The 25,116-nt window shown below is 41.3% G+C and carries 25 protein-coding genes; 9 read left to right on the forward strand and 16 right to left on the reverse strand.

All coding sequences use genetic code 11. The features are described from left to right. Nucleotides 1-3 precede the first annotated feature (3 nt). Nucleotides 4-474: a pilin gene (locus A4G16_RS05275; protein WP_165889003.1), complete on the reverse strand. Its 471-nt coding sequence runs from the start codon at nucleotides 472-474 to the stop codon at nucleotides 4-6. A gap of 185 nt (nucleotides 475-659) precedes the next feature. Between A4G16_RS05275 and radA the strand changes: the two genes are divergently transcribed. After that, the gene (radA, locus tag A4G16_RS05280) at nucleotides 660-2,039 is read left to right on the forward strand and encodes a DNA repair protein RadA (RefSeq protein WP_165889004.1); all 1,380 of its coding nucleotides are present in this window, start codon (nucleotides 660-662) and stop codon (nucleotides 2,037-2,039) included. A gap of 67 nt (nucleotides 2,040-2,106) precedes the next feature. Here the strand turns inward: radA and A4G16_RS05285 are convergent, their stop codons facing one another. Beyond that, nucleotides 2,107-2,340, reverse strand: coding sequence for a YgjV family protein (locus A4G16_RS05285; RefSeq protein WP_165889005.1), 234 nt, complete (start codon nucleotides 2,338-2,340; stop codon nucleotides 2,107-2,109). Nucleotides 2,341-2,468: 128 nt separating this feature from the next. After that, nucleotides 2,469-2,957, reverse strand: coding sequence for a type 3 dihydrofolate reductase (gene folA, locus A4G16_RS05290; protein WP_165889006.1), 489 nt, complete (start codon nucleotides 2,955-2,957; stop codon nucleotides 2,469-2,471). 114 nt (nucleotides 2,958-3,071) lie between these two features. Here folA and proB point away from each other — a divergent pair, with 114 nt between their 5' ends. The 6 genes from proB (at nucleotide 3,072) to carB (ending at nucleotide 11,662) form a co-directional block, all read left to right on the forward strand. Continuing rightward, on the forward strand, nucleotides 3,072-4,163 hold the full coding sequence (proB, locus tag A4G16_RS05295; RefSeq protein WP_165889007.1) for a glutamate 5-kinase: 1,092 nt from the start codon (nucleotides 3,072-3,074) through the stop codon (nucleotides 4,161-4,163). Then, the gene (locus A4G16_RS05300; RefSeq protein WP_165889008.1) at nucleotides 4,163-4,924 is read left to right on the forward strand and encodes a TSUP family transporter; all 762 of its coding nucleotides are present in this window, start codon (nucleotides 4,163-4,165) and stop codon (nucleotides 4,922-4,924) included. The genes proB and A4G16_RS05300 overlap by 1 nt, the downstream gene beginning before the upstream one ends. Beyond that, entirely contained in the window at nucleotides 4,925-5,560 is a 636-nt protein-coding gene (gene nth / locus A4G16_RS05305) for an endonuclease III (protein WP_042803401.1), read from the forward strand. It begins immediately after the preceding gene. 28 nt (nucleotides 5,561-5,588) lie between these two features. Continuing rightward, nucleotides 5,589-6,830 (forward strand): multifunctional CCA addition/repair protein, encoded by a 1,242-nt coding sequence (locus A4G16_RS05310; RefSeq protein WP_165889009.1) that lies wholly within the window; start codon nucleotides 5,589-5,591, stop codon nucleotides 6,828-6,830. A gap of 201 nt (nucleotides 6,831-7,031) precedes the next feature. Then, nucleotides 7,032-8,168, forward strand: coding sequence for a glutamine-hydrolyzing carbamoyl-phosphate synthase small subunit (gene carA, locus A4G16_RS05315; RefSeq protein ID WP_165889010.1), 1,137 nt, complete (start codon nucleotides 7,032-7,034; stop codon nucleotides 8,166-8,168). Nucleotides 8,169-8,461: 293 nt separating this feature from the next. Beyond that, on the forward strand, nucleotides 8,462-11,662 hold the full coding sequence (carB, locus tag A4G16_RS05320) for a carbamoyl-phosphate synthase large subunit (RefSeq protein WP_165889011.1): 3,201 nt from the start codon (nucleotides 8,462-8,464) through the stop codon (nucleotides 11,660-11,662). A 101-nt stretch (nucleotides 11,663-11,763) separates the two neighbouring features. Here carB and iscX read toward each other — a convergent pair whose 3' ends face one another. The 11 genes from iscX to iscR form a co-directional block, all read right to left on the reverse strand. Continuing rightward, nucleotides 11,764-11,958: a Fe-S cluster assembly protein IscX gene (gene iscX, locus A4G16_RS05325; RefSeq protein WP_006248391.1), complete on the reverse strand. Its 195-nt coding sequence runs from the start codon at nucleotides 11,956-11,958 to the stop codon at nucleotides 11,764-11,766. After that, a complete protein-coding gene (fdx, locus tag A4G16_RS05330) occupies nucleotides 11,958-12,299 on the reverse strand; it encodes an ISC system 2Fe-2S type ferredoxin (RefSeq protein ID WP_165889012.1) in 342 nt (113 codons plus the stop codon). The genes iscX and fdx overlap by 1 nt, the downstream gene beginning before the upstream one ends. A gap of 16 nt (nucleotides 12,300-12,315) precedes the next feature. Next, on the reverse strand, nucleotides 12,316-12,681 hold the full coding sequence (locus tag A4G16_RS05335; RefSeq protein WP_165889013.1) for an Imm51 family immunity protein: 366 nt from the start codon (nucleotides 12,679-12,681) through the stop codon (nucleotides 12,316-12,318). Nucleotides 12,682-12,690: 9 nt separating this feature from the next. Next, the gene (hscA, locus tag A4G16_RS05340; protein ID WP_165889014.1) at nucleotides 12,691-14,544 is read right to left on the reverse strand and encodes a Fe-S protein assembly chaperone HscA; all 1,854 of its coding nucleotides are present in this window, start codon (nucleotides 14,542-14,544) and stop codon (nucleotides 12,691-12,693) included. A 59-nt stretch (nucleotides 14,545-14,603) separates the two neighbouring features. Next, complete coding sequence (locus A4G16_RS05345; RefSeq protein WP_165889015.1) at nucleotides 14,604-15,236, reverse strand: DUF2625 family protein; 633 nt, start codon at nucleotides 15,234-15,236, stop codon at nucleotides 14,604-14,606. 35 nt (nucleotides 15,237-15,271) lie between these two features. Beyond that, nucleotides 15,272-16,078, reverse strand: a complete 807-nt coding sequence (locus A4G16_RS05350) for a glycosyltransferase family 8 protein (protein ID WP_165889016.1) — start codon at nucleotides 16,076-16,078, stop codon at nucleotides 15,272-15,274. Nucleotides 16,079-16,102: 24 nt separating this feature from the next. Beyond that, nucleotides 16,103-16,624, reverse strand: a complete 522-nt coding sequence (gene hscB, locus A4G16_RS05355; RefSeq protein WP_165889017.1) for a Fe-S protein assembly co-chaperone HscB — start codon at nucleotides 16,622-16,624, stop codon at nucleotides 16,103-16,105. A 9-nt stretch (nucleotides 16,625-16,633) separates the two neighbouring features. Continuing rightward, nucleotides 16,634-16,957: an iron-sulfur cluster assembly protein IscA gene (gene iscA / locus A4G16_RS05360; RefSeq protein ID WP_027074399.1), complete on the reverse strand. Its 324-nt coding sequence runs from the start codon at nucleotides 16,955-16,957 to the stop codon at nucleotides 16,634-16,636. A gap of 113 nt (nucleotides 16,958-17,070) precedes the next feature. After that, the gene (gene iscU, locus A4G16_RS05365; protein ID WP_165889018.1) at nucleotides 17,071-17,454 is read right to left on the reverse strand and encodes a Fe-S cluster assembly scaffold IscU; all 384 of its coding nucleotides are present in this window, start codon (nucleotides 17,452-17,454) and stop codon (nucleotides 17,071-17,073) included. 117 nt (nucleotides 17,455-17,571) lie between these two features. After that, the gene (locus A4G16_RS05370; RefSeq protein WP_165889019.1) at nucleotides 17,572-18,792 is read right to left on the reverse strand and encodes an IscS subfamily cysteine desulfurase; all 1,221 of its coding nucleotides are present in this window, start codon (nucleotides 18,790-18,792) and stop codon (nucleotides 17,572-17,574) included. A 54-nt stretch (nucleotides 18,793-18,846) separates the two neighbouring features. After that, a complete protein-coding gene (gene iscR / locus A4G16_RS05375; protein WP_165889020.1) occupies nucleotides 18,847-19,299 on the reverse strand; it encodes a Fe-S cluster assembly transcriptional regulator IscR in 453 nt (150 codons plus the stop codon). Between the two features lie 358 nt (nucleotides 19,300-19,657). Between iscR and A4G16_RS05380 the strand changes: the two genes are divergently transcribed. Beyond that, a complete protein-coding gene (locus tag A4G16_RS05380) occupies nucleotides 19,658-20,989 on the forward strand; it encodes a porin (protein ID WP_165889021.1) in 1,332 nt (443 codons plus the stop codon). Between the two features lie 62 nt (nucleotides 20,990-21,051). Then, nucleotides 21,052-21,606 (forward strand): methylated-DNA--[protein]-cysteine S-methyltransferase, encoded by a 555-nt coding sequence (locus A4G16_RS05385; protein ID WP_165889022.1) that lies wholly within the window; start codon nucleotides 21,052-21,054, stop codon nucleotides 21,604-21,606. 47 nt (nucleotides 21,607-21,653) lie between these two features. Here A4G16_RS05385 and A4G16_RS05390 read toward each other — a convergent pair whose 3' ends face one another. Together A4G16_RS05390 and A4G16_RS05395 are read right to left on the reverse strand one after the other, a co-directional pair. Beyond that, nucleotides 21,654-23,495 (reverse strand): ATP-binding protein, encoded by a 1,842-nt coding sequence (locus tag A4G16_RS05390; protein WP_165889023.1) that lies wholly within the window; start codon nucleotides 23,493-23,495, stop codon nucleotides 21,654-21,656. 55 nt (nucleotides 23,496-23,550) lie between these two features. After that, a complete protein-coding gene (locus A4G16_RS05395) occupies nucleotides 23,551-25,104 on the reverse strand; it encodes a subtype B tannase (RefSeq protein WP_165889024.1) in 1,554 nt (517 codons plus the stop codon). Nucleotides 25,105-25,116 lie beyond the last annotated feature (12 nt).

Genomic DNA, 25,116 nt, shown 5'->3' on the forward strand with positions numbered 1-25,116 from the left:
CAACTAGCCATTTGGTGTAGTTTGTGGCTTAGCAGAACAGAAATTAGCAGGAAATAAGCCGGTATCTTTGCCCGAACAACTTGCAGACCAACTAATCGTATTATTACTGTAACTCGGCGTTAAACTATAACCATATCCATTTACTGCTCCTTTTCCTGTTACTGTAATGACTCCATTAGTCACACTAATAGAACTCAAATATTTAGTTTCACTGATGGCAGTTTTATTCGCTTGAATACCATTTGAACCGCCCGAGCAGTTAGTCAATGCTCCTGTGTTATAAATACAGAGTTCGACATCAGATTTATATGAAGCTGAAGCCTGCAATAATTCAGATAACGCAGCCTTCTGTGTATATGAATTGTATGACGGAATGGCAATAGTCGCTAACATAGCAATAATCGCAATAACGATCATCAATTCAATTAAAGTAAACGCAGGTTGAAGCGGTCGAAAAAGTGTGATTTTTTGCATGATAAGTTCCCTATTAATCGAACCAACATATTGTGGCAACCAGAGTGTGCAAACTTTTCTCATCAGTTTCGAGCAGCAAAATTTAATTTTTCGATGCAGATCGAAAAAATAATATTTCCTTCTGTTTATCCATACAGTTTTATTTGCTAGAATTTTGGAAAATTCAAATGATTGAGGATTAAAAAATGGCAAAAGCACCTAAAACGGCTTATGTATGTAATGATTGTGGAGCAGAGTACTCCCGTTGGATGGGGCAATGTCGAGAATGTAAATCTTGGAATACGATCAGCGAAGTCCGCTTAATTTCGAGCAAAGAATCAACTAAATCTGACCGCTTTAGCGGATATGCAGGTGAAACCTCAGGTAAAGTGCAAACCCTTGCCGATATTAGCTTACAAGAAGTCCCCCGCTTTAGTAGTGGCTTTAATGAACTTGACCGAGTGCTAGGGGGAGGCGTTGTTCCCGGTTCTGCTATTCTTATCGGCGGCCATCCGGGTGCAGGGAAAAGTACCCTTTTACTGCAAGTGATGTGTGGATTAGCACAACAGATCCCGACTCTTTATGTAACAGGGGAAGAATCTCTACAACAGGTTGCTATGCGGGCTAATCGTTTAGGTTTGCCGACAGCGAACCTTAAAATGTTATCTGAAACCTCTGTTGAGCATATTTGTAATATTGCCGATCAAGAAAAACCAAAGATTATGGTAATTGACTCGATTCAGGTGATGCATCTTGCCGATATTCAATCCTCTCCCGGTAGCGTTTCTCAAGTACGTGAATGTGCATCCTTTCTGACCCGTTATGCAAAAACCCGCCAAGTTGCTATTATTATGGTAGGTCATGTAACAAAAGACGGCACACTTGCCGGTCCAAAAGTATTGGAGCATGCAATTGATGCCTCTTTGCTATTGGAAGGCGAAGCTGATTCCCGATTCCGTACTTTGCGTAGCCAAAAAAACCGTTTTGGTGCGGTTAATGAACTTGGTGTTTTTGCGATGACAGAACAAGGCTTACGAGAAGTAAAAAACCCCTCTGCTATTTTCTTAAGCCGCAGCGAAGAACAAACTCCAGGCAGCTCGGTCATGGTATTATGGGAAGGCACTCGACCATTGTTAGTGGAAATTCAAGCACTTGTTGATCACTCAATGCTGGCTAACCCTCGACGCGTGGCAGTTGGGTTAGATCATAACCGCCTATCACTTTTACTTGCCGTTTTACACCGCCACGGCGGGTTGCAAATGTCGGATCAAGATGTGTTTGTCAATGTGGTTGGGGGCGTGAAAGTAACAGAAACCAGTGCAGATCTGGCATTGATCTTAGCTTTAATCTCCAGCTTCCGCAATCGCCCGTTGCCCCAAGATTTAGTCATCTTTGGTGAAGTGGGGTTAGCCGGTGAAATTCGTCCGGTTACCAGCGGACAAGAACGGATTAGCGAAGCAGCCAAACACGGTTTTAGACGAGCAATTATTCCTTACGGTAATGCTCCAAAAAAACCGATTAAAGATATGGAAGTGTTCACTGTAAAAAAACTCAGTGATGCATTAGATATTTTAGGCAATCTCTAAAAAGCATAAAAAATACCGCTTAGAACCCCGATTTACAAGGTACAAGCGGTATTTTTTTATAGAAAATTTACGAATTTACAATGCTATTTGAGCGACTGCTTTTGAAAATATAGTATAGATTGATACAAACGACTAACGCATTTAATCCTGTAACCGGAATAGAGCCAATCAATAATCCATAAATTACAAAGCAGGCACAACCGACAGAATTAACCAAACGTAGCTTAATCACATCCTTCAATAAAAAGGAAATCGCTACTAATACCATTGCAACGTAACCTAAAATTTCAACATAATCCATAGGGTCTCCTTAAATTATAAAATTAAACTCTCTATATTTTAAAGATTCCTTTTTAGTTTGTATCTAGGCTAAAAAATAGCAAAGGTTTGCGTTCACATTTTTATTTTTAATTGCTGAGTAATTGAACACTATTTCCTTTTCAACAACATAAAACGGCAACGATAAGAGTTGTTTTCATCTACTTCTGACCATGTTTCGTTAACCAGTTGCCAATTTTCTTCATCAAATTCAAAGAAGGTATCGCCCTCAATCTCTGCTTGAATTTCAGTCAAATAAAGGGTATCTGCCGTTGGCATTGCCTGTTTGAACAACTCACCGCCGCCGATAATCACAATTTCTTCACTATTTGCAAAACTTTTTGCTAATTCGACCGCTTGTTCAATAGACTTTGCCGTATAAGCACCTTCTACTGCAAAATCTGAACGGGAAAGAATAATATTCGGGCGTTTCGGCAATAAACGTCCGATAGACTCATAAGTTTTTCGCCCCATAATCACCGGCTTACCGACTGTATTTTGACGAAACCATGCTAAATCTACCGGTAAATGCCACGGCATTTGGTTATCTTTACCAATAACCTTATTTTGCGTTCTTGCCACAATAACACTAATTTTCATTTTATCTCCATTTTATGGCGTATTAGCTTCATTTTATATCAAATTAAACGTGATTTTACACCTTAAAAATGATAATTTTGACAGCATTATTTTTTAGATGAAAGTGAATGGATTATGTCAAAAACGATTGTGATTAAATTTGGAACCAGCACACTTACCCACGGCACAAAAAGTTTAAGCCGTCCGTATATGTTAGAATTAGTGAAACAGATTGCCGAACTACACAAATACCACCGAGTGATCGTAGTAACATCGGGAGCCGCCGCCGCTGGCCGTGATTATTTAGGTCACCCTGAATTGCCTAAAACACTTGCCTCAAAACAAATGTTAGCGGCTGTTGGACAAAGTCAGTTAATTCGAGTTTGGGAAAATTTATTTGATATTTATAATATTCATATTGGGCAGATGTTACTCACCCGAGCAGATTTGGACGATCGTGAGCGTTTTTTAAATGCCCGCGATACACTAGATGCCCTACTCGCTCAAAAAATTATCCCTGTGATTAATGAAAACGATGCGGTCGCTACCGAAGAGTTTAAAGTTGGCGATAACGATAACCTCTCTGCCCTTGTTGCGATTCTGGCACAAGCAGATCAACTCTATTTATTAACTGACCAAGAAGGCTTATTTAGTGCCGACCCCCGCTCTAATCCTGATGCAAAATTGCTCTCGGTGGTTGAAAAAATCACCCCTGAAATCCGCCAAATTGCCGGAGGTAGTTCAACCGGCTTAGGTACTGGGGGAATGAGTACCAAAATTACTGCTGCCGATATAGCTACCCGCTCAGGGGTTGAAACGATTATCGCCTCAGGATCTAGAGCGAATGTTTTAGTAGATTTGGCTAAAGGTGAAGCTATCGGTAGTAAATTTTTAGTACAATCTGACCGCTTGGAAGGCAGAAAACGTTGGTTATTTGCCGCTCCACAAGTAGGCGAAATCGTAGTCGATCTTGGAGCAGAAAAAGCCTTGCTTCAACACAAATCACTACTGCCTGTTGGGGTTTCGCAAATCAAAGGAGAATTTACCCGAGGCGAGGTGATCAAAATTTTTAATCAAGAAGGAAAAGCAATTGCTTTAGGTATTGCCCGTTATAGCAGCGAAGCCTTGTTGCGAATTAAAGGCAAGAAATCGAAAGAGATCGAATCTCTGCTTGGCTATGAATTTGGTTCGGTTGCTGTGCATAGTGACGAAATGGTGGTGTACTAATGGAATTAGGAATGAATATTTTAGCCATCTTATTTGCTGTAGGTATGCTAGCCGGCTTTATTGATGCTATTGCCGGTGGCGGTGGCTTACTGACTATTCCGGCATTAATGGCTGCCGGTCTTCCTCCTGCAATGGCTTTAGGCACAAATAAACTACAAGCCTGTGGAGGTTCTTTTTCCTCCTCTTTTTATTTTATTCGTAAGAAAGCGGTCAATTTAAAGCAAATTTGGTATCTCATTTTATTTACCTTTATAGGTTCAGCTGCCGGCACGGTTTTCGTACAGCATATTGATGTGGAATTTCTAAAAAAATTACTGCCTTTTTTAATTTTAATTATCGGAATCTATTTTTTATTTAGCCCGACTATTGGCGATGAAGATCGAAAACAAAGAATAAGTCTTTCGGTGTTTGCTTTTGTGGCTGCGGCACTTGGCTTTTATGATGGAATGTTTGGGCCCGCAGCCGGCTCTTTTATGACACTTGCCTTTATTTTGCTGCTTGGTTTTAACCTATCAAAATCGGTTGCCCATGCAAAAGTAATTAATTTTACCTCTAATTTTGCATCGCTGATTTTCTTTACTCTTGGTGGTGCAGTCGTCTGGAAAGTCGGCTTAATTATGATGGTAGGTCAATTTATCGGTGGCACCTTAGGGGCTAAAATGGTGATGACCAAAGGTAAACAGTTAATCCGCCCAATGCTAGTGACGATGTCGTTTGCGATGGTGGCAAAAATGCTCTACGAACAAGGAATTTTTAACTAAATGAATAAAGCAAAACGTGTTGAAATTTTAACTCGCTTACGCAATGAAAACCCACACCCAACAACGGAATTAAACTATAGCAATCCATTTGAATTGTTGATTGCCGTGATTCTTTCTGCTCAAGCAACAGACAAAGGAGTAAATAAAGCCACCGACAAATTATTCCCTGTAGCAAATACACCACAAGCAATTTTAGATCTAGGCTTAGACGGCTTAAAAGAGTACATAAAAACTATCGGGCTATTTAACAGCAAGGCGGAAAATATTATCAAAACCTGCCGAGATTTAATTGAAAAGCATAACGGCGAAGTGCCGGAAGACCGAGAAGCTCTTGAAGCCCTTGCCGGTGTGGGCAGAAAAACCGCCAATGTGGTGATGAATACCGCTTTCGGGCATCCAACTATTGCAGTGGATACTCATATTTTCCGTGTTGCCAACCGCACTAATTTCGCTCCCGGCAAAAATGTAGTGCAGGTGGAAGAAAAACTACTTAAAGTCGTCCCCGATGAATTTAAGGTGGATGTTCATCATTGGTTGATTTTACACGGTCGCTACACCTGTGTTGCCCGTAAGCCCCGCTGCGGCTCGTGCATTATTGAAGATTTATGTGAATTTAAAGAAAAAACCGATATGTAAGCGGTCATATTTTTAGAGAATTTTGCAAATGGATATCTATTTAGTCGGCGGTGCGGTTCGAGACCAACTGCTTGGTCTGGATGTGAAAGACCGTGATTTTCTGGTGGTGGGGGCAACTGCCGAGCAATTAACCGCTCAAGGGTTTCAACAAGTCGGGGCAGATTTCCCGGTCTTTCTGCACCCTGAAACCAAAGAAGAATACGCCCTTGCCCGCCAAGAACGCAAAAATGGCAATGGCTACAACGGTTTTATTTGCGATTTCTCGTCTGAGGTCACCCTTGAGCAGGATTTAATCCGCCGCGATCTCACCATCAATGCGATAGCAAAAGATGAACAAGGCACTCTTCATGACCCTTACGGCGGTGTTGCTGATTTAGAAAACCGCATTTTACGCCATATTTCTCCAGCGTTTGCTGAAGATCCGCTACGCGTTTTAAGGGTCGCACGTTTTGCCGCCCGCTTCCACCCTTTTGGCTTTAAAATTGCCGATGAAACGGTAAAATTAATGCAAAAAATGACCGCTTGTGGCGAGCTGGCACACCTCACCGCCGAACGCGTTTGGCTTGAAACCGAAAAAGCTTTTGCCACCCCTGCCCCGCATATCTATTTCGAAATATTTCGTGAAGTGGGAGCATTACAAGTGTTGTTTCCTGAAGTGGATAAACTCTTTGGCGTGCCACAACCACCTCAACATCACCCTGAAATTGACTCCGGTATTCACACCTTAATGGTGATGGAACAAGCAAAAAAACTTACAAAAAAAGCAGAAAATCCGACCGCTTTACTCTTTGCCGCCCTTTGCCACGACCTCGGCAAAGGCCTAACCCCACAGGAGATTTTGCCTCATCACTACGGACACGAAACCAAAGGCATTAAACCCACCCGCGATCTCGCTAACCGCTTAAAAACCCCAAGTGAAATCAAAGAGTTTGCCGCCTTAGTGACGGAATATCACTCTCACTGCCATAAAATCGCAGAGCTTCGCCCAGAAACGGTGATAAAACTATTCAATGCACTTGATGTTTGGCGAAAACCTAAACGCTTTTTTGATTTCTTATTAGCTTGTGAGGCCGATGCCCGAGGCAGACTCGGCTTTGAAAACCGTGGCTACCCCCAAGCCAAACTTGCCCAAGCTTACTACCAAGCCGCTCTCAGCATTGATGTACAGCAAGTTATTCAAGACGGCTTTGAAAAACAAGCCATTCGCGAAGAGCTCAACAAACGTCGAACCTCTGTAATTAAACAACTAAAATATCAGTTCAAACAATAACAACTCTTGATAGTAAATCTTCTATTAACCATATTTCAATTGAATTTTTATGTTAAAATATTGCATAAAAATTCACTTTATTGTATTTTATAAATATGACTTGCGCGCAAACGATTGCTAAATTAAAATTAGCCGCCTACTTCTAGCAAAGGTTAATGGCGACTCATAAGTACCAACCCATATTTATTTTAGGAGTAAAATATGTTTCAACCAGCCATTTTGGTTCTTGCAGATGGATCTGTGTTTTACGGAAAATCCATTGGTTATCAAGGTCATACCATCGGTGAAGTGGTGTTTAACACCGCCATGACCGGCTATCAAGAAATTCTGACTGACCCGTCTTACACTCACCAAATCGTCACACTCACTTACCCCCATATCGGTAACACGGGGGCAAACTTGGAAGATTTGGAATCGCCCAAGGTGTGCGCTGCCGGCCTCATTATTCGCGATCTCCCTCTGCTGCATAGAAATTTCCGCTCTCAGATTTCCTTGTCCGATTACTTAATTCAACACAAAATCGTTGCCATTGCCGATATCGACACCCGTCGCTTAACCCGTATTTTGCGTAATAAAGGTGCGCAGGCTGGTTGTATTTTGGTCGGCGAACATACAGCGGAAAATGTCGAAAAAGCGCGTGAGTTGGCGAATAGCTTCGGTTCTATGGCAGGCAAAGATCTGGCAAAAGAAGTCACCTGCCGCGAACTCTACCAATGGACACAAGGCGAATGGCAGCTTGGCAGCGGTTATCAGCCACAAACAGAGACCGAATTCCATGTAGTCGCCTACGACTACGGCGTGAAACACAACATCTTGCGTATGCTTGCCGAACGAGGCTGCCGTTTAACGGTCGTGCCAGCCAAAACTTCAGCGGAAGCCGTGTTAGCCTTAAATCCAGATGGCATTTTCCTCTCCAACGGCCCGGGCGACCCTGAACCGTGTGACTACGCCATCACTGCTATTCGCAAACTCTTAGAGACCAATAAACCGATTTTCGGCATCTGCTTAGGCCATCAGCTCTTAGGCTTGGCAGCCGGCGGAAAAACCAAAAAAATGGCGTTCGGACACCACGGTGCAAACCACCCTGTGCAAGATCTCGATAGCCAAAAAGTGCTGATCACCAGCCAAAACCACGGTTTTGAAGTCGATGAAGCGAGCCTTCCGCCAAATGTGCGTGTAACCCACCGCTCGCTGTTTGACGGCACGGTGCAGGGCATTGAACTGACCGACCGCTCCGCTTTCTCCTTCCAAGGCCACCCCGAAGCCAGCCCCGGCCCGAATGACGTGGCCTATCTGTTTGATCGGTTTATTGATGAGATGAGAAACGCGAAGGGGTAACAAGCGGTCGGATTTTGCAGGAAATTTGCAAAATTTCACCGCTTGTCGATGAAGACAGAAGAATGAAAAAGTTATAGGGATCGTACCCCCTCTTTAGCAAAGAGGGGCAGGGGGTGATTTGGCAGAAGTGATTAACGAAGAGCATAATTTGAGTTGCCTCGTTTGTATAACATCAAAAATCACCTATTCATTCCCTCACTTCGCCAATAAAGCCTGCCAAATTTACCCTAGCTCCTCATGGCCCAAAGAGGGGAATCAGATCGAGCAAAATTATGTAGAAAGAGAATTTAACTATGCCAAAACGTACAGACATAAACACAATTTTAATCATCGGTGCCGGCCCGATTGTCATTGGGCAGGCGTGTGAATTTGACTATTCGGGCGCGCAGGCGTGTAAAGCGCTGCGTGAAGAGGGGTATAAAGTGGTGTTGGTCAATTCCAACCCTGCCACGATTATGACCGATCCGAATATGGCAGATGTGACCTATATTGAGCCTATTGAGTGGCAAACGGTGGCGAAAATCATCGAAAAAGAGCGTCCTGATGCAATTTTACCGACCATGGGCGGGCAGACCGCGTTAAACTGCGCCTTGGCACTTTCCAAACACGGTGTGCTGAAACAGTATGGCGTGGAGCTGATCGGCGCAAGTGAAGATGCGATTGATAAAGCCGAAGACCGTGGGCGTTTTAAAGCGGCGATGGAAAAAATCGGCTTGCACTGCCCGAAATCCTTTATCGCCCACAGCTTTGAAGAAGCCCTTGCGGCACAAGAGAAAGTTGGCTTTCCGACCTTAATTCGCCCCTCTTTCACGATGGGTGGTTCAGGCGGTGGGATTGCCTATAACCGTGATGAATTTATGGCGATCTGCGAGCGTGGCTTTGAAGCCTCGCCAACCCACGAGCTGTTAATCGAGCAGTCGGTGCTGGGCTGGAAAGAGTATGAAATGGAAGTGGTGCGGGATAAGGCGGACAACTGCATTATCGTCTGCTCGATTGAGAACTTCGACCCGATGGGAGTGCATACCGGCGATTCGATCACCGTTGCCCCTGCGCAAACGCTGACCGATAAAGAGTACCAGATTATGCGTAACGCCTCGCTGGCGGTGTTGCGTGAAATCGGCGTAGATACCGGCGGTTCGAACGTGCAGTTTGCGATCAACCCTGAAAATGGCGAGATGATCGTGATTGAGATGAACCCGCGTGTAAGCCGCTCCTCTGCTCTTGCTTCGAAAGCGACTGGCTTCCCGATTGCCAAAGTGGCGGCGAAGTTGGCGGTGGGCTATACGCTCAACGAACTGCGCAACGACATTACAGGCGGTTTAATTCCGGCTTCCTTCGAGCCAACCCTCGACTATGTCGTCACTAAAATTCCACGTTTCGCCTTTGAAAAATTTGCCAACGCAGACGACCGCTTGACCACGCAAATGAAATCGGTCGGTGAAGTGATGGCAATGGGCAGAACTTTCCAAGAGAGCCTGCAAAAAGCCCTGCGTGGCTTGGAAACCGGCATTTGCGGCTTCAATTTGCTTTCCGAAGAGCCGGAAAAAATCCGCCGTGAATTGGCTAACCCCGGCCCAAACCGTATTCTCTACGTTGCCGATGCATTCGGCGCAGGTTTCTCACTGGACGAAGTGCATCACTATTCCAAAATCGATCCGTGGTTCTTAATCCAAATTCAAGATTTAGTGCAAGAAGAGCTGGCACTCGAGAAAAAACAGTTTAGCGATTTAGACCCAGCCGAAATCCGCCGTTTAAAACGCAAAGGCTTCTCCGATAAACGCATTGCCCAACTAACCAAAGTGAGCGAAAAAGTAGTGCGTGATTATCGTCACCTGCACCATATTCTGCCGGTATATAAACGGGTCGATACCTGTGCGGCGGAATTTGCCAGCGATACTGCCTACCTCTACTCTACTTACGAAGAAGAGTGCGAAGCCAGCCCAAGTGATCGCAAAAAAGTGATGATTTTAGGCGGCGGCCCAAACCGTATCGGGCAAGGGATTGAGTTCGACTACTGCTGCGTCCACGCCAGCCTTGCCCTGCGTGAGGCGGGCTTTGAGACGATTATGGTGAACTGCAACCCGGAAACCGTTTCAACCGATTTTGACACGTCCGACCGCTTGTATTTTGAACCACTGACGCTGGAAGATGTACTGGAAATCGTACGTGTAGAAAAACCGTGGGGCGTGATTGTACATTACGGCGGACAGACTCCGCTCAAATTGGCGAATGCGTTGTTTGATGCCGGCGTGAACATTATCGGCACTTCTGCCGATAGCATTGATGCCGCTGAAGACCGTGAACGTTTCCAAAAAATCCTACACGAATTGGGCTTAAAACAGCCGGCAAACCGCACTGCACGCAATGCGTTAGAAGCTGTGCAGCTGGCGAACGAAGTCGGCTATCCGCTGGTGGTACGTCCGTCTTATGTGTTAGGCGGCCGGGCAATGCAGATTGTCTATAGTGATGAAGAGTTGAACAAATATATGCGTGAAGCGGTGTCAGTCTCCAACGACAGCCCGATTTTGCTCGACCACTTCTTAAATAACGCCATTGAAGTGGATGTGGACTGCATTTGCGACGGCAAAAACGTACTGATCGGCGGCATTATGCAACACGTTGAGCAAGCCGGTATTCACAGTGGCGACAGTGCTTGCTCACTGCCAGCGTACTCGTTAAGCGGTAAGATTTTGGACGAAATCCGCAAACAGACCCGTGCGATGGCGTTTGCACTCGGCGTGAAAGGCTTAATGAACGTGCAGTTTGCGGTACAAAACGATGTGGTTTACGTTCTCGAAGTCAATCCTCGTGCCAGCCGTACCGTGCCGTTTGTCAGCAAAGCAACTGGCCAACCGCTCGCTAAAATCGCCGCGCGTGTAATGGCAGGTGAAACGCTCGCCGAGCTGGGTGCAACCGAAGAGATCATTCCAAGCAAATTCTTTGTGAAAGAAGCGGTATTCCCATTCATTAAATTCCCAGGCGTGGACACCATTTTAGGCCCTGAAATGCGTTCAACAGGCGAAGTGATGGGCGTGGGCGAAACCTTCGACGAAGCCTTCTTCAAAGCGCAACTTGGTGCAGGCGAACGTATTCCGAAAGTGGGCAAAGTGTTTATGTCGGTGATTGAGCAGGATAAGCCTACCCTCATTGAGATTGCTAAACGCTTCCAAGAGCAGGGTTATGGCTTGTGTGCGACCTGCGGCACGGCAAAATTCCTGCGTGAACACGGCATTGCAGTACAAACGGTGAATAAAGTTCGCGAAGGTCGCCCGCATATCGTTGATGCCATTAAAAATGGGGAAATTGCGCTACTGGTGAACACTGTCAATGGCGAGCCGGAAGTAATTGCAGATAGTCATGAGATTCGTCGTACTGCATTACAGCAACGCGTCCCTGTCTATACAACAATAGCCGCTGCTGATGCAATAGTAGAAGGTATTAAACATATTCAGCAATTTAATGTCTATTCACTACAAGAGATCTATTCTCTGTAGTTTTCCATATTAAAAATTAAGGGAGAATTTATTTCTTAATGAATCCTCCCTTATTTAGATAACAAAAAACCTAAAGTTTTTACTTTAGGTTTTCGCGTTATTTACTCATATTCTTCTAGCCAAATAGTTAGAATCGCCTCTAAAATATGCTCATTTGATGCTTCAGGATCATCATCAAAATCTTCCATTTCACAAATCCATTTATGCATATCGGTAAAACGTACCGTAGTTGGATCTAAATCTGGATTCATATCATACAGATTCTCTGCGATCATTCGCGTATCAGTCCATTTCATTAGTGTGCAGCCTCATTTGCATGGTTTAAGTTATATTTTGGAATTTCAACAACCAAGTCTTCGGTGCCTACAATGCATTGACAGCTTAAACGACTGTCCATTTCTAAGCCCCAAGCTTTGTCTAACATATCTTCTTCTTGATCGGTAGTGTCATTTAAAGAGTCAAATCCTTCACGAATTACAACGTGACAAGTGGTACAAGCACAAGAGCAGTCGCAAGCATGATGGATCTCTACTCCAGCTTCGTGTGCAACTTCTAATAAATTATCACCGGTGTTGGCTTCAACTACCATACCTTCCGGGCAAAACTCTTCGTGTGGAAGAAAAACAATCTTTGGCATTTTAAGTTTCCTTTTATTAATCCCATTCAATATTCTCTAGATGTTCACCGATGAAGTTTAAAATTTCATCCTCATGCTCAACTAGATAAACAATAATATTTTTTAGCTCACGAGCTTTCTCTTTGCTTTTCTCTGAAAGCGGGTAAGTGGCATAATAACATCCTGCTTCAGGATCTTCTTCTAATAACTCCAATAGGCTTGGACGATAAATACTAAGGTAAGCTCTTAAAAATGCTGTCCAATTATAACCGTTCATATAAGCGACTTCATATTCAGCGTTAATCCGCTCACCAAGTTCAAAAATACGGTTATCTTCTAAATCAAACTCCACCGCAACGGTTCTAAACTGCTCTGAGAGTTCAGTTTTTACATAGTTAGACATAAAAACTCCTTATGCAAAATCATCCATTTTTTTACCAGATAATGCCTTTTGAATAGATAAATTCATTCTGCGTGCAGCAAACTCTTGAGTAGCTAAGTCTAAATCTTTGATACCTTGCTGAATAGCAAAGCGATCTGTGCCAGCTTTTAGCTCGATTAAACGAGCTAATTCTGCCTCAATTGCTTTAAATTCCTCAATACTGAGTACTTGCGAACCATCTTCTTTCAATGCAACCATCACACTATCAATAACACGGTCTGCTTCGACTCGCTGTTCTACCAGCTGACGTGATTCCATATCATCTTTCGCATTGAGCATAGACGATTTAATCATTTGAGTGATTTCTTCATCTGTTAGGCCGTAAGACGGTTTAATTTGAATCGAAGCTTGCACTTTCGTGGATTTTTCCATAGCAGTTACATTCAACAAACCATCTGCATCTACTTGGTAAGTTACTCGAACTTGTGCAACCCCTGCTGCCATTGCCGGTATACCACGTAAAGTAATTTTTCCTAATGAACGGCAATCTTCTACTAATTCACGTTCACCTTGTAAAACATGAATAGTCATTGCTGTTTGCCCATCTTTTCCGGTAGTAAATTCTTGTGCTCGAGCAACCGGAATAGTGGTGTTGCGTGGAATAATTTTTTCCACCAAGCCACCCATTGTTTCAATACCTAATGAAAGTGGCACTACATCCAGCAGCAGCATGTCTGCATCCGGTTTATTACCCACTAAAATATCAGCTTGTATTGCAGCCCCAATGGCTACCACTTTATCAGGATCAATAGATGTTAATGGCGTTTTACCAAAAAATTCACCAACACTTTCACGTACAAATGGAACGCGGGTTGATCCACCTACCATTACTACTTCGCTTACTTCTTCAACTTCTACTCCGGCATCTTTTAATGCACGGCGGCAAGTGATTATAGAGCGTTTTACAAGCGGTTGAATTAACTCATTAAATTGCAAACGGCTAATAGACCCTACCCAATTTGCAAAATTTATCTCAATTTCGACCGCTTGAGAAAGAGCTGTTTTTGTTTGGGTTGCAAGGGTTAATAACTCTCTCTGTTCATTCGCAGTTTGCGGTTTATAATTTGCTTGTTCGGCAATCCACTCAGCTAATAGATGATCGAAATCATCCCCACCAAGTGCAGTATCACCTGCAGTTGCAAGCACCTCAAACACACCTTTACGTAAGCGTAAAATGGATAAATCAAAAGTACCGCCGCCTAAATCGTAAACGGCAATCACCCCTTCTTGTCCGCTGTCTAATCCATAAGCAATAGCTGCAGCTGTCGGTTCATTTAATAAACGTAATACATTTAACCCGGCTAGGCGTGCTGCATCTTTTGTGCTTTGGCGTTGTGCATCATCAAAATAAGCCGGCACGGTAATCACTACACCAGATAGCTCGCCACCTAAACGCTGTTCAGCAAACTGAGTCAAATAGCTTAAAATATCTGCTGAAACCTCAACCGGACTTTTATTACCTTGATTGGTTTTAATTAATGGCAAGCCATTTTCGCTTGCAATAAATTGATAAGGAAGATTGCTATAACGTTGCTCTACATCCGCAAGTGAACGTCCAATTAAGCGTTTAGCCGAAATCACCGTATTTTTTGGGTCTAGTGCTGCTTTTGCAAAAGCATCAACTCCAACCGTTTTTTCTGTTTCGGCATAATGCACCACAGACGGCACTAATGCTCTTTCTTTTTCATCTAGCAACACTTGAGGTTGTCCGCTACGAACCGTTGCCACTAATGAATTTGTTGTTCCTAAATCAATTCCCACCGCTAATCTATGTTGATGTGGTGCTGTAGTTTGACCAGGTTCAGCAATTTGAAGTAATGCCATTATTTTTTTATCTCTCTAATTATAACTCTCTAACACAGGGAGAGAGAGTAAATAAAACTTTAAGCCACCGAATATCCCATATTCTCTGGGGCAAATACACCTTGGTAGTGGCGTTCTATCGGCACAGCAATTTTACTTTCTAAATCTAATATTTGATGACCTTGCAATTTTGCAATATCAGCTTGCCAGTTTTCCCAGCGTAGTGCTTGGTAAAAAGCATTTAAATCACCCGATAATGCCCAACCTAAAAATTCGGAATAACCTAAACTTAAACATTCCCATTGCTGCTTCTTGGGATGGTGATAATAAATCTGCCCGACTTTATCACCAATGCCACCCGCATTAATCGCGAAATAGCCACCGATGGCATCATCTGCTACTAATAAATGACTAGGCTGCTCACCTGACTGTTTAAAGGTTTTACCAAAATTCCAATCAAATAAACCACGTGGCAATTTTTCATTTCCCGAACCTAAAATGCGCAACCAGCCATGGTCAATAAAAATCCCTCCGGTTTCATAAACAATTGCACCAAGAGGAGAACGGGTAGAAAGTTGCATGCCGATTAAAGCACTCCCCGCATCTTCGGGGTAACTTACTAAAATTTCGTAATGATTTTTCGCCTGTGCGAACCAATCTCTTAAAATTAACCAAGCCGATTGTTTATCTAATAATTCTTCTAAGCTTTTCATTGAATTCCAATCCTATCATAGGATACATAATATTATTAAGAAATGTGGCATTGAGTAATTTCAGACCAATCTAAAGAGTAATATTCCCAATACAATTCTCTTAATGGTAGCCCATATATTGGCTTCCAAGGTTTATTAGCTGTATTATAATGCACAATCAAAGGGATTTCGTTGTCTTTACGACGAATCAACTCTGTTTGATTTTGGTTTATATAATAAACTTCTGCACCGACTAAATAGTTAAAATTATTATCCAATTCTAGCCATCTGTCTTTAAAAAGTAGATTCAGAATACTTTGATCTGCATCAGGCACTTTATGAATTATTTCCTTTGAAAGTGATAGCGCCTGCCCAGATATTCCATCTTCTTTCCACAAAGGCACATTAATTACCATAACACCGGCATTAAAACATTTTCCTCGATCACCTATCTGAAGACCAAGTTCATCAACACTTGCAGCAATATAGTTTTCACCAAGCTCTAAGTTAAAATATGGTTCAAGGGAGCCATTAACAACTAAATCATAATCTAGATATAAAGCTTTTTCTGCCTTAACTATATCTGCAATAAAGTAGCGGTAGAAAGTCGCCTCCGATTGAATATGTTGAAAAGTTGGGAATTCTTTTAAAACATCCAAATCAACTTTCACATCTCTTATGCTACAACCAAATTTTGATAATTTCTCATTGAGAGATGAAAACCACTCTTTAGGGAAATCCGGGTTAAATAAATAGAACTCAATATCTTGATTATAATAACAAATTGATTTAATCACACAAAGCAATTGGGATTCAACACGATAATCAGCAGCTAGAACGATTGTTTTTTGTTGCTTATTCATAATCCCTACTTAATGGTAATTTAATTATAAGCCTAAAAGTTCCTCTTCTACCCGCTCAATTTCCGTTAACAATTTTTTAGTGAAACGGAGCTTATCGCAAATTTCAAAGGCTTTTTGCCATTCTTGATTTGAAAGTGCAGTATCTAACTGTACCAAAATCTGTTTGTGTGTATTTTCAATTTCACTTTGGAAAGTAATCAGTTTTGTTTCATTTTTTGCAGATTCAATACTCTCCAAACTCTCACGCCATTCAAGTTGCTGCATTAAAAATGCCATATCTTTGGCACTTTGTTTTTCCAGATCTTTCTGCTCACCAGTATAGATATGAATAATTGCTTCAGCACGTAAAATCGGGTCTTTTAAGATATACAAAGCTTCATTAACATCTGCCGATTTTTGTACTGCAGCAAGCTGTTCTGCTTGAGAACAACTTGCAAAATTGTCCGGATGAAGCTGTTTTTGTAAAGCAAGATAACGCTCCGAAAGCCGGGCGTTATCAAGCTGAAACTGAACAGGCAAATCAAAAAGTGTAAATGGATTAAGCATTCTCATTCCTTATACGCTGAAACTTTCACCACAGCCACATTCATTTTTTACATTTGGGTTGTTGTATTTAAATCCTTCGTTTAAGCCTTCTTTTACGTAGTCCAATTCAGTCCCACTTAAATAGACAAGGCTTTTTTCATCTACAATCACTTTAACGCCATGTTGTTCGAATACTTTATCGTCTTCATTTAATGCATCTACAAATTCAAGTACATATGCCAATCCAGAGCAACCGGAGGTTTTTACTCCAAGCCTTAAACCAATCCCCTTCCCACGATTTTCAAGAAAAGTACGTACTCGGTTTGCAGCAGATTCAGTTAAGCTTATGCTCATTATTGTGTCCTTTATGAATGAATTAAATCAAGATAGATAGAAGATAGAAAAACGAATGCAAGCGGTCTTTTTTGCTAAAAATTTTGCAAAATCGACCGCTTGCAAAGCATCAATTACTTCGCTTGCTTCTCTTTATAATCCGCAATCGCCACTTTGATAGCATCTTCTGCTAAAATTGAGCAGTGTACTTTTACTGGTGGTAATTCTAGTTCTTCTGCGATGTCGCTGTTTTTGATTGCACCGGCTTCATCTAAAGACTTACCTTTTACCCATTCGGTAATTAAAGAGCTTGATGCAATTGCAGAACCACAGCCATACGCTTTAAAACGTGCATCTTCAATAATACCTTGCTCGTTCACTTTAATTTGTAAACGTAAGATATCACCACAAGCAGGTGCACCTACCATACCTGTACCGATGTCTGATGCTTCCTTGTCAAAGGTACCTACGTTACGCGGATTTTCGTAATGATCGATTACTTTCTCACTATATGCCATTTTTGTATTCCTTCTGTTTTGGACGAATATAATTCATCCCTACATTAAATTTTCATTATTAACGTAAAATACGTCATATCCTGTTTTGCAGGGGCGAATCACATTCGCCCTCATGAATTAGTGGTGGTTCCACTCGATTTTAGATAAATCTACACCTTCCTTGAACATTTCCCAAAGTGGCGAAAGTTCGCGTAATTTCACAATCGCTTTTTTCACGATTTCGATAGTGTGATCAATTTCTTCTTCTGTTGTCCAACGACCTAAAGTGAAACGAATTGAGCTGTGTGCTAATTCATCATCACGACCGATAGCACGCAATACATAAGAAGGCTCTAAACTTGCTGAGGTACAAGCTGAACCAGATGATACTGCGATATCACGTAATGACATCATTAAAGATTCACCTTCAACAAAGTTAAAGCTGATATTTAAGTTTGAACCCACACGTTTACCTTCTTCCATTGAACCATTCACATAAACTTCTTCAATATCTTTAAAGCCATTGTATAAACGGTCACGTAATACGGTTAAACGAGCCATCTCGCTTGCCATCTCTTCTTTCGCAATACGATATGCTTCACCCATTCCCACAATTTGGTGAACAGGTAATGTCCCCGAACGCATACCACGTTCATGACCACCACCGTGAATAATCGCTTCTAAACGTACGCGTGGTTTACGACAAACATATAAGCCGCCGATACCTTTCGGTCCGTATAATTTATGGCTAGAAAAAGACATTAAATCTACATTTAATTCTTGTACATCTACCGGAATTTTACCTACAGATTGAGTTGCATCAACGTGGAAAATAATTTTTTTCGCACGACAAATTGCGCCAATCTCTTTAATCGGTTGAATCACACCCATTTCGTTATTCACGTGCATAACAGAAATAACAATAGTATCTGGACGAATTGCTGCTTCTAATTTTGCTAAATCTAATAAACCATCTTCTTCAGGATCTAAGTAAGTTACCTCAAAACCTTCACGCTCTAACTGGCGGCAAGTATCTAATACTGCTTTATGTTCAGTTTTAACGGTAATGATATGTTTACCTTTTGTTTGGTAGAAATGTGCAGCACCTTTAATAGCAAGATTGTCAGATTCAGTTGCACCTGAAGTGAATACGATTTCACGGCTGTCTGCACCAATAAGATCTGCAATTTGGTTACGGGCAACATCTACGGCCTCTTCTGCTTCCCAGCCAAATTTGTGGGAACGAGAAGCCGGATTACCAAAGATGCCATCTTTGGTCATATATTCCATCATTTTTTTTGCAACACGCTCGTCCATTGGTGTAGTTGCTGCATAATCCAAATAAATTGGTAATTTCATTTTTACTCCTGATTAAAATAACCAAAGCGGTCATCTTTAATAAAAAATTTACAATTAGTGATGATGAGGATGATCGTGACAATGCTCTTTTTCACAATCATGGTCAGCATGTTCCGCTGCCAAATCAGCAAGAGAAATTGTACCTAAAAACTGTTCAATTTGCTCTTCTAATCGCTCCCACAAAGAATGAGTTAAACATTGAGAATCTTTACGACAATTACCACTACCTTTACATTTAGTGACATCAATATTCTCATTAACAGCAGCAATAATCATTCCTACGCTAATGTCTTCAGGCCTCTTGCCTAATTGATAGCCACCACCTGGTCCTCGAACACTTTGCACAATACCATCTCGGCGAAGATGCGCAAAAAGTTGTTCTAAGTACGAAAGCGAAATAGCTTGACGATCCGAAATATCAGCTAAACTCACCGGCTCTGATTTTCCATGTAAAGCAATATCTAAAATGGCAGTTACTGCATAACGCCCTTTTGAGGTAAGTTTCATAAAATCTCCTCGTTGATTTTGTCCAGAAAATCGTCTGGAAGATGTGTTAAATTTTGATATACCCCACTAATTTAGTCAATCATTTACAACTAATTAGTGTGAAAGGTTTTATATATTAAAAAAGTTTGCATAAATTGTTATCAATTATACGAAATAAATAATAGAAATACCAAAATAAACTCTCATTTAGCACAATAATTTGATTATTTTTGCTTCATTACTGATCGGAGCAGTGTACTTTTTATTAAAATTTAATTGATAGCATCACTCCATACCCCTAGAATCTCTGGGTTATTTTTTTAACATCTAATATTTTATATTAAAACTATTATTTATTAATTATATTTGAGAGATTCTTATGACAAACTTTTCTAAAACATTAGTGGCCTCATTAGTTGCATTAAGTTCTGCCGGTGCTCACGCGGCGGCATTCCAATTAGCTGAAATTTCAACCTCAGGCTTAGGTATGGCTTATGCAGGTAGTGCAGCAGTAGCTGATAATGCTTCTGTAGTAGCAACTAACCCGGCATTAATGACTCTATTCAAACAAACCGAATTTTCTGCAGGCGGTATTGTAGTAAATGCAGATGTTGATGTTGATGGTAACTTAGGTGGCGTATTTAAAGCTTCACAAAAAAATATTATTCCAACCGCATTAGTTCCTAATTTATATATCGTTTCACCGATTAACGATCGCTTTGCTGTGGGTGGCGGTATCAACGTAAACTACGGTTTAAAATCTCGTTTTAATCCGGATTTTAACGCTGGTATGTATGGCGGTAACACGCAACTACAATCAATTAACTTTAACGTAAGCGGAGCATACAAATTAGGTTACGGTTTCAGCGTGGGAGCAGGCTTAAATGCTATTTACTCTAAAGCAGAATTAGTTCGTCATTTAGGGGTAGGCGGCAAAGTGTTAGCTTCACGCTTATCAGCTGTTGCACCAACAGCAGCAGCAACATTAGCGCAATTGAAAAACGGTACTGAAATCGCGCGTTTAAGCGGTGATGAATGGAGCTTAGGTTGGAATGCCGGCTTACTTTATGAAATCAATGAAAGAAACCGTTTAGGTTTTGCTTATCACTCTGCTGTAAATGTGAAATTTAAAGGCCAATATTCTAATGCTTTCCCAGCTGTGTTCAATGCTTTATTAAGTAATCCTGCAATTGCAGCTCAATCCCCGATCAGTCAAGCAACCAGCGGAAAAGAAATTCCGGGACGTTTAAGCTTACACTTACCAGCTTACTGGGAAATCTCAGGTTATCATAAATTAACCGATAAATTAGCAATGCAATATAGCTATAAACGTACCGAATGGGAAAAATTCAAAGCATTAACAGCTTATGGTGAGTCTGGCAATGTTCTGCTTCACAAAGAAGAGAATTATAATGACTCTTCACGCGTAGCATTAGGTTTCTCTTATGATGTAAACGAAGCGTTAACCCTACGCACAGGTATTGCTTATGATGAAACTGCAAGTGTAACCAGTCCGTCAATCTCAATTCCTGACACAGATCGTACTTGGTATAGTGTAGGTGCGACCTATCGTTTCAACCCAAACCTTTCTGCTGATTTTGGTTATGCTCACTTAAGAGGATCAAAAAACCAATTTAAAGAAGGCAGTGGTGTATTTAACGTTAAATCACGTGCTAACCTCTACGGTTTAAATGTAAATTATAAATTCTAATGTGAATGAAAACTAAAAGACGTGTAAACTTAGCTTACACGTCTTTTTTATAGGTATTCCAGATGAAATCACAAATTTACTATGACTACTATCAAAGCCCTGTGGGTAGATTGCTTTTGCTTGCTCAAGCAGAAGGTTTAATTTATATTGAATTTGAACAAGAGCAACAAACTACCTCGTTGCAAAACTTCATCAAGGCAAGTACTACAAGCGGTGCGATTTTAGAAATTTTTTGCAAAACTCACGAAATTTTAGACCGCTATTTTGCTGGAGAAAAACTTAATTTTAGCCAACTGGACTTTCTGCATTTTATCGGCACCGATTTTCAAAAATCAGTGTGGACAATCTTGCGAACTATTCCCTACGGGCAAACCACCACTTATGGTGAAATTGCCAAACAACTCGGAAAGCCTAACGCAATGCGTGCTGTAGGTGGTGCGGTTGGGCGTAACCCAATATCCATTTTAGTACCTTGCCACCGCGTGTTAGGGAGAAATCAATCTCTAACCGGCTTTGGAGGAGGTCTGCCGAATAAGCGTTTCCTGCTTAAGTTGGAAGGAATTAGCTATAAAAATCAAGGAATTGAATTTGTGAAACCTAAAACAAAGAAGTGGTAAAAGTGATAAAAAAGCCTGATTAATTGCAATTAATCAGGCCTTTGTTTTTAGTGACTACTCACAAACTCTTTCGCTTCTTGCAAATCTGCTTGCCATTGTGCATAAATTTGCTCTGCCCATTTCTCAATATGAGCTTCCCACATATCTCCATTATCGTTTTGAGCCAGCTGTGCTACTTGTTGTAGTTTATGCAAACCAACCGAAGCTAACGCACCTTTGATTTTATGAGCTTCTTCAGCAGCTAATTTACGATATTCGGCTGAAGGTGCCATCTTCCAATCTGCAATATAACGACGTAAATTTTCCTGATAGGTTGGCATTAGGTTAGCAAACAGCTCCATATTTGCCAGCACAGCCTCCTTGCCCATCACCTCGATTAACTCCTTTAATATTCGGGTGCTATAACATAAATTGGGATTTTCATCGCTTACAAGCGGTCGTTTTTCATCAGAATCTTGCATAAAGCTATGATCAAAATAGTGATTCAAACAATTTGCCAACTCTTCCAAAGAGAGCGGTTTGCGTAGCACATCGTCCATTCCCTGCATTCGATAATCTTTTTTGGTTTGAATCACGTTGGCAGTCAAGGCAATTAAGATCGGTAAATAATCAATTTCTTCATTTTCATAGCGATTTCTAAGAGTTTGAGCTATCTCAAATCCACTGATATCAGGCAGTTGAATATCTAATAAAATCAGATCATAACTGTGTTGCTCAAATAGTTCAAAGGCTTCTTCACCACTCATCGCCACATCCACATCACAGCCAAACTTTTGCAACATTACTCTTGCGATCACCACATTCATTTCAATATCTTCAACCAACAATACCTTCAAGGCATGGTTTTGAATTTCCAAAGTTGGCTTAGTTTCTGCGCTATCTGCATGAACGGTTAGAGTGAAAGTTGAACCTTGATGCTCTTTACTAGCCACAACTAAATCACCCCCCATTAATTTCGCGATCCGCTTAGCAACCGACAACCCAATGCCACTGCCTTGAGCCTTTTTCTCTTTAGAGTTTTCCGCCTGATAGAACATATCAAAAATTTTGCGTTGATCTTTTTCAGGAATACCAATGCCAGAATCAGTTAAACTAAAACTAAACTGCTCGTTGCCTAATTGGCAAATTTCTAACGAAATTCGACCGCTTGTTGAGGTGAATTTCACCGCATTACTGATTAAATTCCAAAGAATTTGGTTAAGACGTGCGTGGTCGATGTAGATATATTTCGGTAAATTCGGTGGATAATTCAGCTCAAAATGAATATTTTTCTCCCCCGCCATAAACTCGGCAAAGTTAGCAATATCGTTAATCAGCTGTTGAAATTCCACCTCTTTGCGGAAAAGCTCAATCCGGCTGCTGTCTATTTTTTCCAAATCAATAATATCGCCAAAAATATGGGCAAGTGCGGTCGCACTCATATTAATGGTTTTTAGATATTCATGCTGTTTTTCGTTTGGCTCATCATCAAGCAGAATTTGACTTAAGCCGATAATCCCGTTAAGCGGTGTGCGTAACTCGTGGCTAATAGTCGCCATTAAAATGGTTTTATCACGGTTATTTTTTTCTAATTTCGCATTCAAATAGGCATCCTGCTCGCGAAGTTCTTCTAAATCAAGCACAACCTTTTCCAGCTTCAAGCGTGAGCGCTCTAATTTCTCCACCAACAAGGTAAAGAAATACAACACAAATGGAGCAGAAATCAAACCAAAAGCAATAGAACGTAAAATATCCATCACCACAATTTGCCCAATAAACAAATAAGTTAGCGCACTTTGAATTAAAATGGCAGAAATTGCCACTACAAAAAAGCCCAAAATAGTCGCTTTCAGCCGGCCTAATCTGAGTACCCAGTTCACATATTTTTGACTAAATTTTTTAACTTGCATACATTCATTCCATCTATAAAAAAGGCAGATCTCGTGTTATCTGCCTTATTTTAACCTACTCTTTTTTGCCTTTGATAATTCCATCTGCCCATTGGAACAGCTCGTCTAAATCATAATCACCTTTATGCCCTATGCCCCACGGAGTTTCATAACTCACATTTTTACCTGCCATTTGTAATTTAATTGCTAAAATGGCAGAAATGGCGTGGGAAGTATCCCTGTCTTCCATTCCAACACGAATGCGCCAATGCTCTGCTGCATTTGGATTATCCAGATAGTACATTGGGTTCATGAGCTTTACAATTTGTGGTTCGGCAATATTCGCCTCTTTATTCGTCCCGTTTTCCTGCCCAAATAAGGTGAAATGGCGGTTATTTTCCGTTGCCGAACCAAATAAATTATTTTCCGCTGAACCGGCATTTAACGCATCAAATGCAGTAGGGGATTTCATACGTTTTGCCGAAAAAATATAGCCGAACCAATCCAAATCAGTGATTTTTCCTTTTTCAAAAGATAACCAATTGATTTCCTGAAAGGCTTTCTGTGCTTCACTGTTTTCTGCTAATTGCGCATAAGCCTGATTTGCAGATTTCTTCATTACATCCGCTAAATAATCCTTAAACGTGCCTTTCCCCTGTGAATCCAAAGTAAGCGAATTACCCTTTTCATCGGTTAAATGCAAGCTGTTTAAATAAGTTGGGAAACGTGCTGCCAATTCATTGGAGAATTTAATCTCCTCTTCATTCAACGTACCTTCTATTTTCGGCAGTGGTTTTGAACGATCATTGTATTGCACTGAATTCAACTTGCTCATATCAATCCGGCTGTACTCATTTACGCCGTTAAATTGCCACTCATAGGCAATATCCGCATTTTCAAGATTGGTAATCGGGCAATACGCAGATACAGCAAAAATTTTATCGCTTGCCTTTAACGCCCCGATTTCTTGGAAATAAGGCTCATAATCGAAATGATCCGCTGAAGCCCCTAATAAAGCCGACACGGCTCCACCGGCACTGGTGCCGTTTGAAATAATTTTATTGGCATCACCCGGCATTTGCTCATCATTGGCGTGCAAATAACGTACCGCTGATTTTAAATCCACAATTACAGCCGGTGCTTTACCAATGAATTTCCCCTCTTTCTGCAATGTACGCCCTCTTGTCCCTACACTAGCAACTACATACCCCTTAGACAGCGCAAACAAAATCGCACTCTCCTCATCATTACGCCCTTTCTGTTCATAAGTTGCCGCTTTTGCCGGCATATAACCGCCTATAGAATTGGGTAAGAAAATCGGGGCTGTATCAAACTTATAGCCATTAATTTCACCATTGTTAAAATAGGCCTCCGGAACATAAAAGTTAATGGTTTGATATTCCGGCTCAAGCGGTTTAGCCACATATACAATATGCTCAAAGGCACGGAACTGAATTTTCTCACCTTTAACTTCAGACTCAACCAAGCGATAGTTTTGATCGTTAAACACTAAATCATAACCTGATTCGATTTGGTTATAAAAAGATGGCTTTTCGGTCGGTGTTTGCGCAACAGTTTGAGTAGCAAAAGTAGCCGCCAAAATGGCGATGGGTAAGGCTTTCAGTTTCATTATTTTATCCTT

This window comes from Mannheimia granulomatis (assembly GCF_011455695.1).
Taxonomy (GTDB): Bacteria; Pseudomonadota; Gammaproteobacteria; order Enterobacterales; family Pasteurellaceae; genus Mannheimia; species Mannheimia granulomatis_A.

Bases quoted from the DNA above. Each gene is read 5' to 3' on its own strand.
- A4G16_RS05275 (WP_165889003.1), bottom strand. From the start codon at position 474: ATGCAAAAAATCACACTTTTTCGACCGCTTCAACCTGCGTTTACTTTA.
- radA (WP_165889004.1), top strand. From the start codon at position 660: ATGGCAAAAGCACCTAAAACGGCTTATGTATGTAATGATTGTGGAGCA.
- A4G16_RS05285 (WP_165889005.1), bottom strand. From the start codon at position 2,340: ATGGATTATGTTGAAATTTTAGGTTACGTTGCAATGGTATTAGTAGCG.
- folA (WP_165889006.1), bottom strand. From the start codon at position 2,957: ATGAAAATTAGTGTTATTGTGGCAAGAACGCAAAATAAGGTTATTGGT.
- proB (WP_165889007.1), top strand. From the start codon at position 3,072: ATGTCAAAAACGATTGTGATTAAATTTGGAACCAGCACACTTACCCAC.
- A4G16_RS05300 (WP_165889008.1), top strand. From the start codon at position 4,163: ATGGAATTAGGAATGAATATTTTAGCCATCTTATTTGCTGTAGGTATG.
- nth (WP_042803401.1), top strand. From the start codon at position 4,925: ATGAATAAAGCAAAACGTGTTGAAATTTTAACTCGCTTACGCAATGAA.
- A4G16_RS05310 (WP_165889009.1), top strand. From the start codon at position 5,589: ATGGATATCTATTTAGTCGGCGGTGCGGTTCGAGACCAACTGCTTGGT.
- carA (WP_165889010.1), top strand. From the start codon at position 7,032: ATGTTTCAACCAGCCATTTTGGTTCTTGCAGATGGATCTGTGTTTTAC.
- carB (WP_165889011.1), top strand. From the start codon at position 8,462: ATGCCAAAACGTACAGACATAAACACAATTTTAATCATCGGTGCCGGC.
- iscX (WP_006248391.1), bottom strand. From the start codon at position 11,958: ATGAAATGGACTGATACGCGAATGATCGCAGAGAATCTGTATGATATG.
- fdx (WP_165889012.1), bottom strand. From the start codon at position 12,299: ATGCCAAAGATTGTTTTTCTTCCACACGAAGAGTTTTGCCCGGAAGGT.
- A4G16_RS05335 (WP_165889013.1), bottom strand. From the start codon at position 12,681: ATGTCTAACTATGTAAAAACTGAACTCTCAGAGCAGTTTAGAACCGTT.
- hscA (WP_165889014.1), bottom strand. From the start codon at position 14,544: ATGGCATTACTTCAAATTGCTGAACCTGGTCAAACTACAGCACCACAT.
- A4G16_RS05345 (WP_165889015.1), bottom strand. From the start codon at position 15,236: ATGAAAAGCTTAGAAGAATTATTAGATAAACAATCGGCTTGGTTAATT.
- A4G16_RS05350 (WP_165889016.1), bottom strand. From the start codon at position 16,078: ATGAATAAGCAACAAAAAACAATCGTTCTAGCTGCTGATTATCGTGTT.
- hscB (WP_165889017.1), bottom strand. From the start codon at position 16,624: ATGCTTAATCCATTTACACTTTTTGATTTGCCTGTTCAGTTTCAGCTT.
- iscA (WP_027074399.1), bottom strand. From the start codon at position 16,957: ATGAGCATAAGCTTAACTGAATCTGCTGCAAACCGAGTACGTACTTTT.
- iscU (WP_165889018.1), bottom strand. From the start codon at position 17,454: ATGGCATATAGTGAGAAAGTAATCGATCATTACGAAAATCCGCGTAAC.
- A4G16_RS05370 (WP_165889019.1), bottom strand. From the start codon at position 18,792: ATGAAATTACCAATTTATTTGGATTATGCAGCAACTACACCAATGGAC.
- iscR (WP_165889020.1), bottom strand. From the start codon at position 19,299: ATGAAACTTACCTCAAAAGGGCGTTATGCAGTAACTGCCATTTTAGAT.
- A4G16_RS05380 (WP_165889021.1), top strand. From the start codon at position 19,658: ATGACAAACTTTTCTAAAACATTAGTGGCCTCATTAGTTGCATTAAGT.
- A4G16_RS05385 (WP_165889022.1), top strand. From the start codon at position 21,052: ATGAAATCACAAATTTACTATGACTACTATCAAAGCCCTGTGGGTAGA.
- A4G16_RS05390 (WP_165889023.1), bottom strand. From the start codon at position 23,495: ATGCAAGTTAAAAAATTTAGTCAAAAATATGTGAACTGGGTACTCAGA.
- A4G16_RS05395 (WP_165889024.1), bottom strand. From the start codon at position 25,104: ATGAAACTGAAAGCCTTACCCATCGCCATTTTGGCGGCTACTTTTGCT.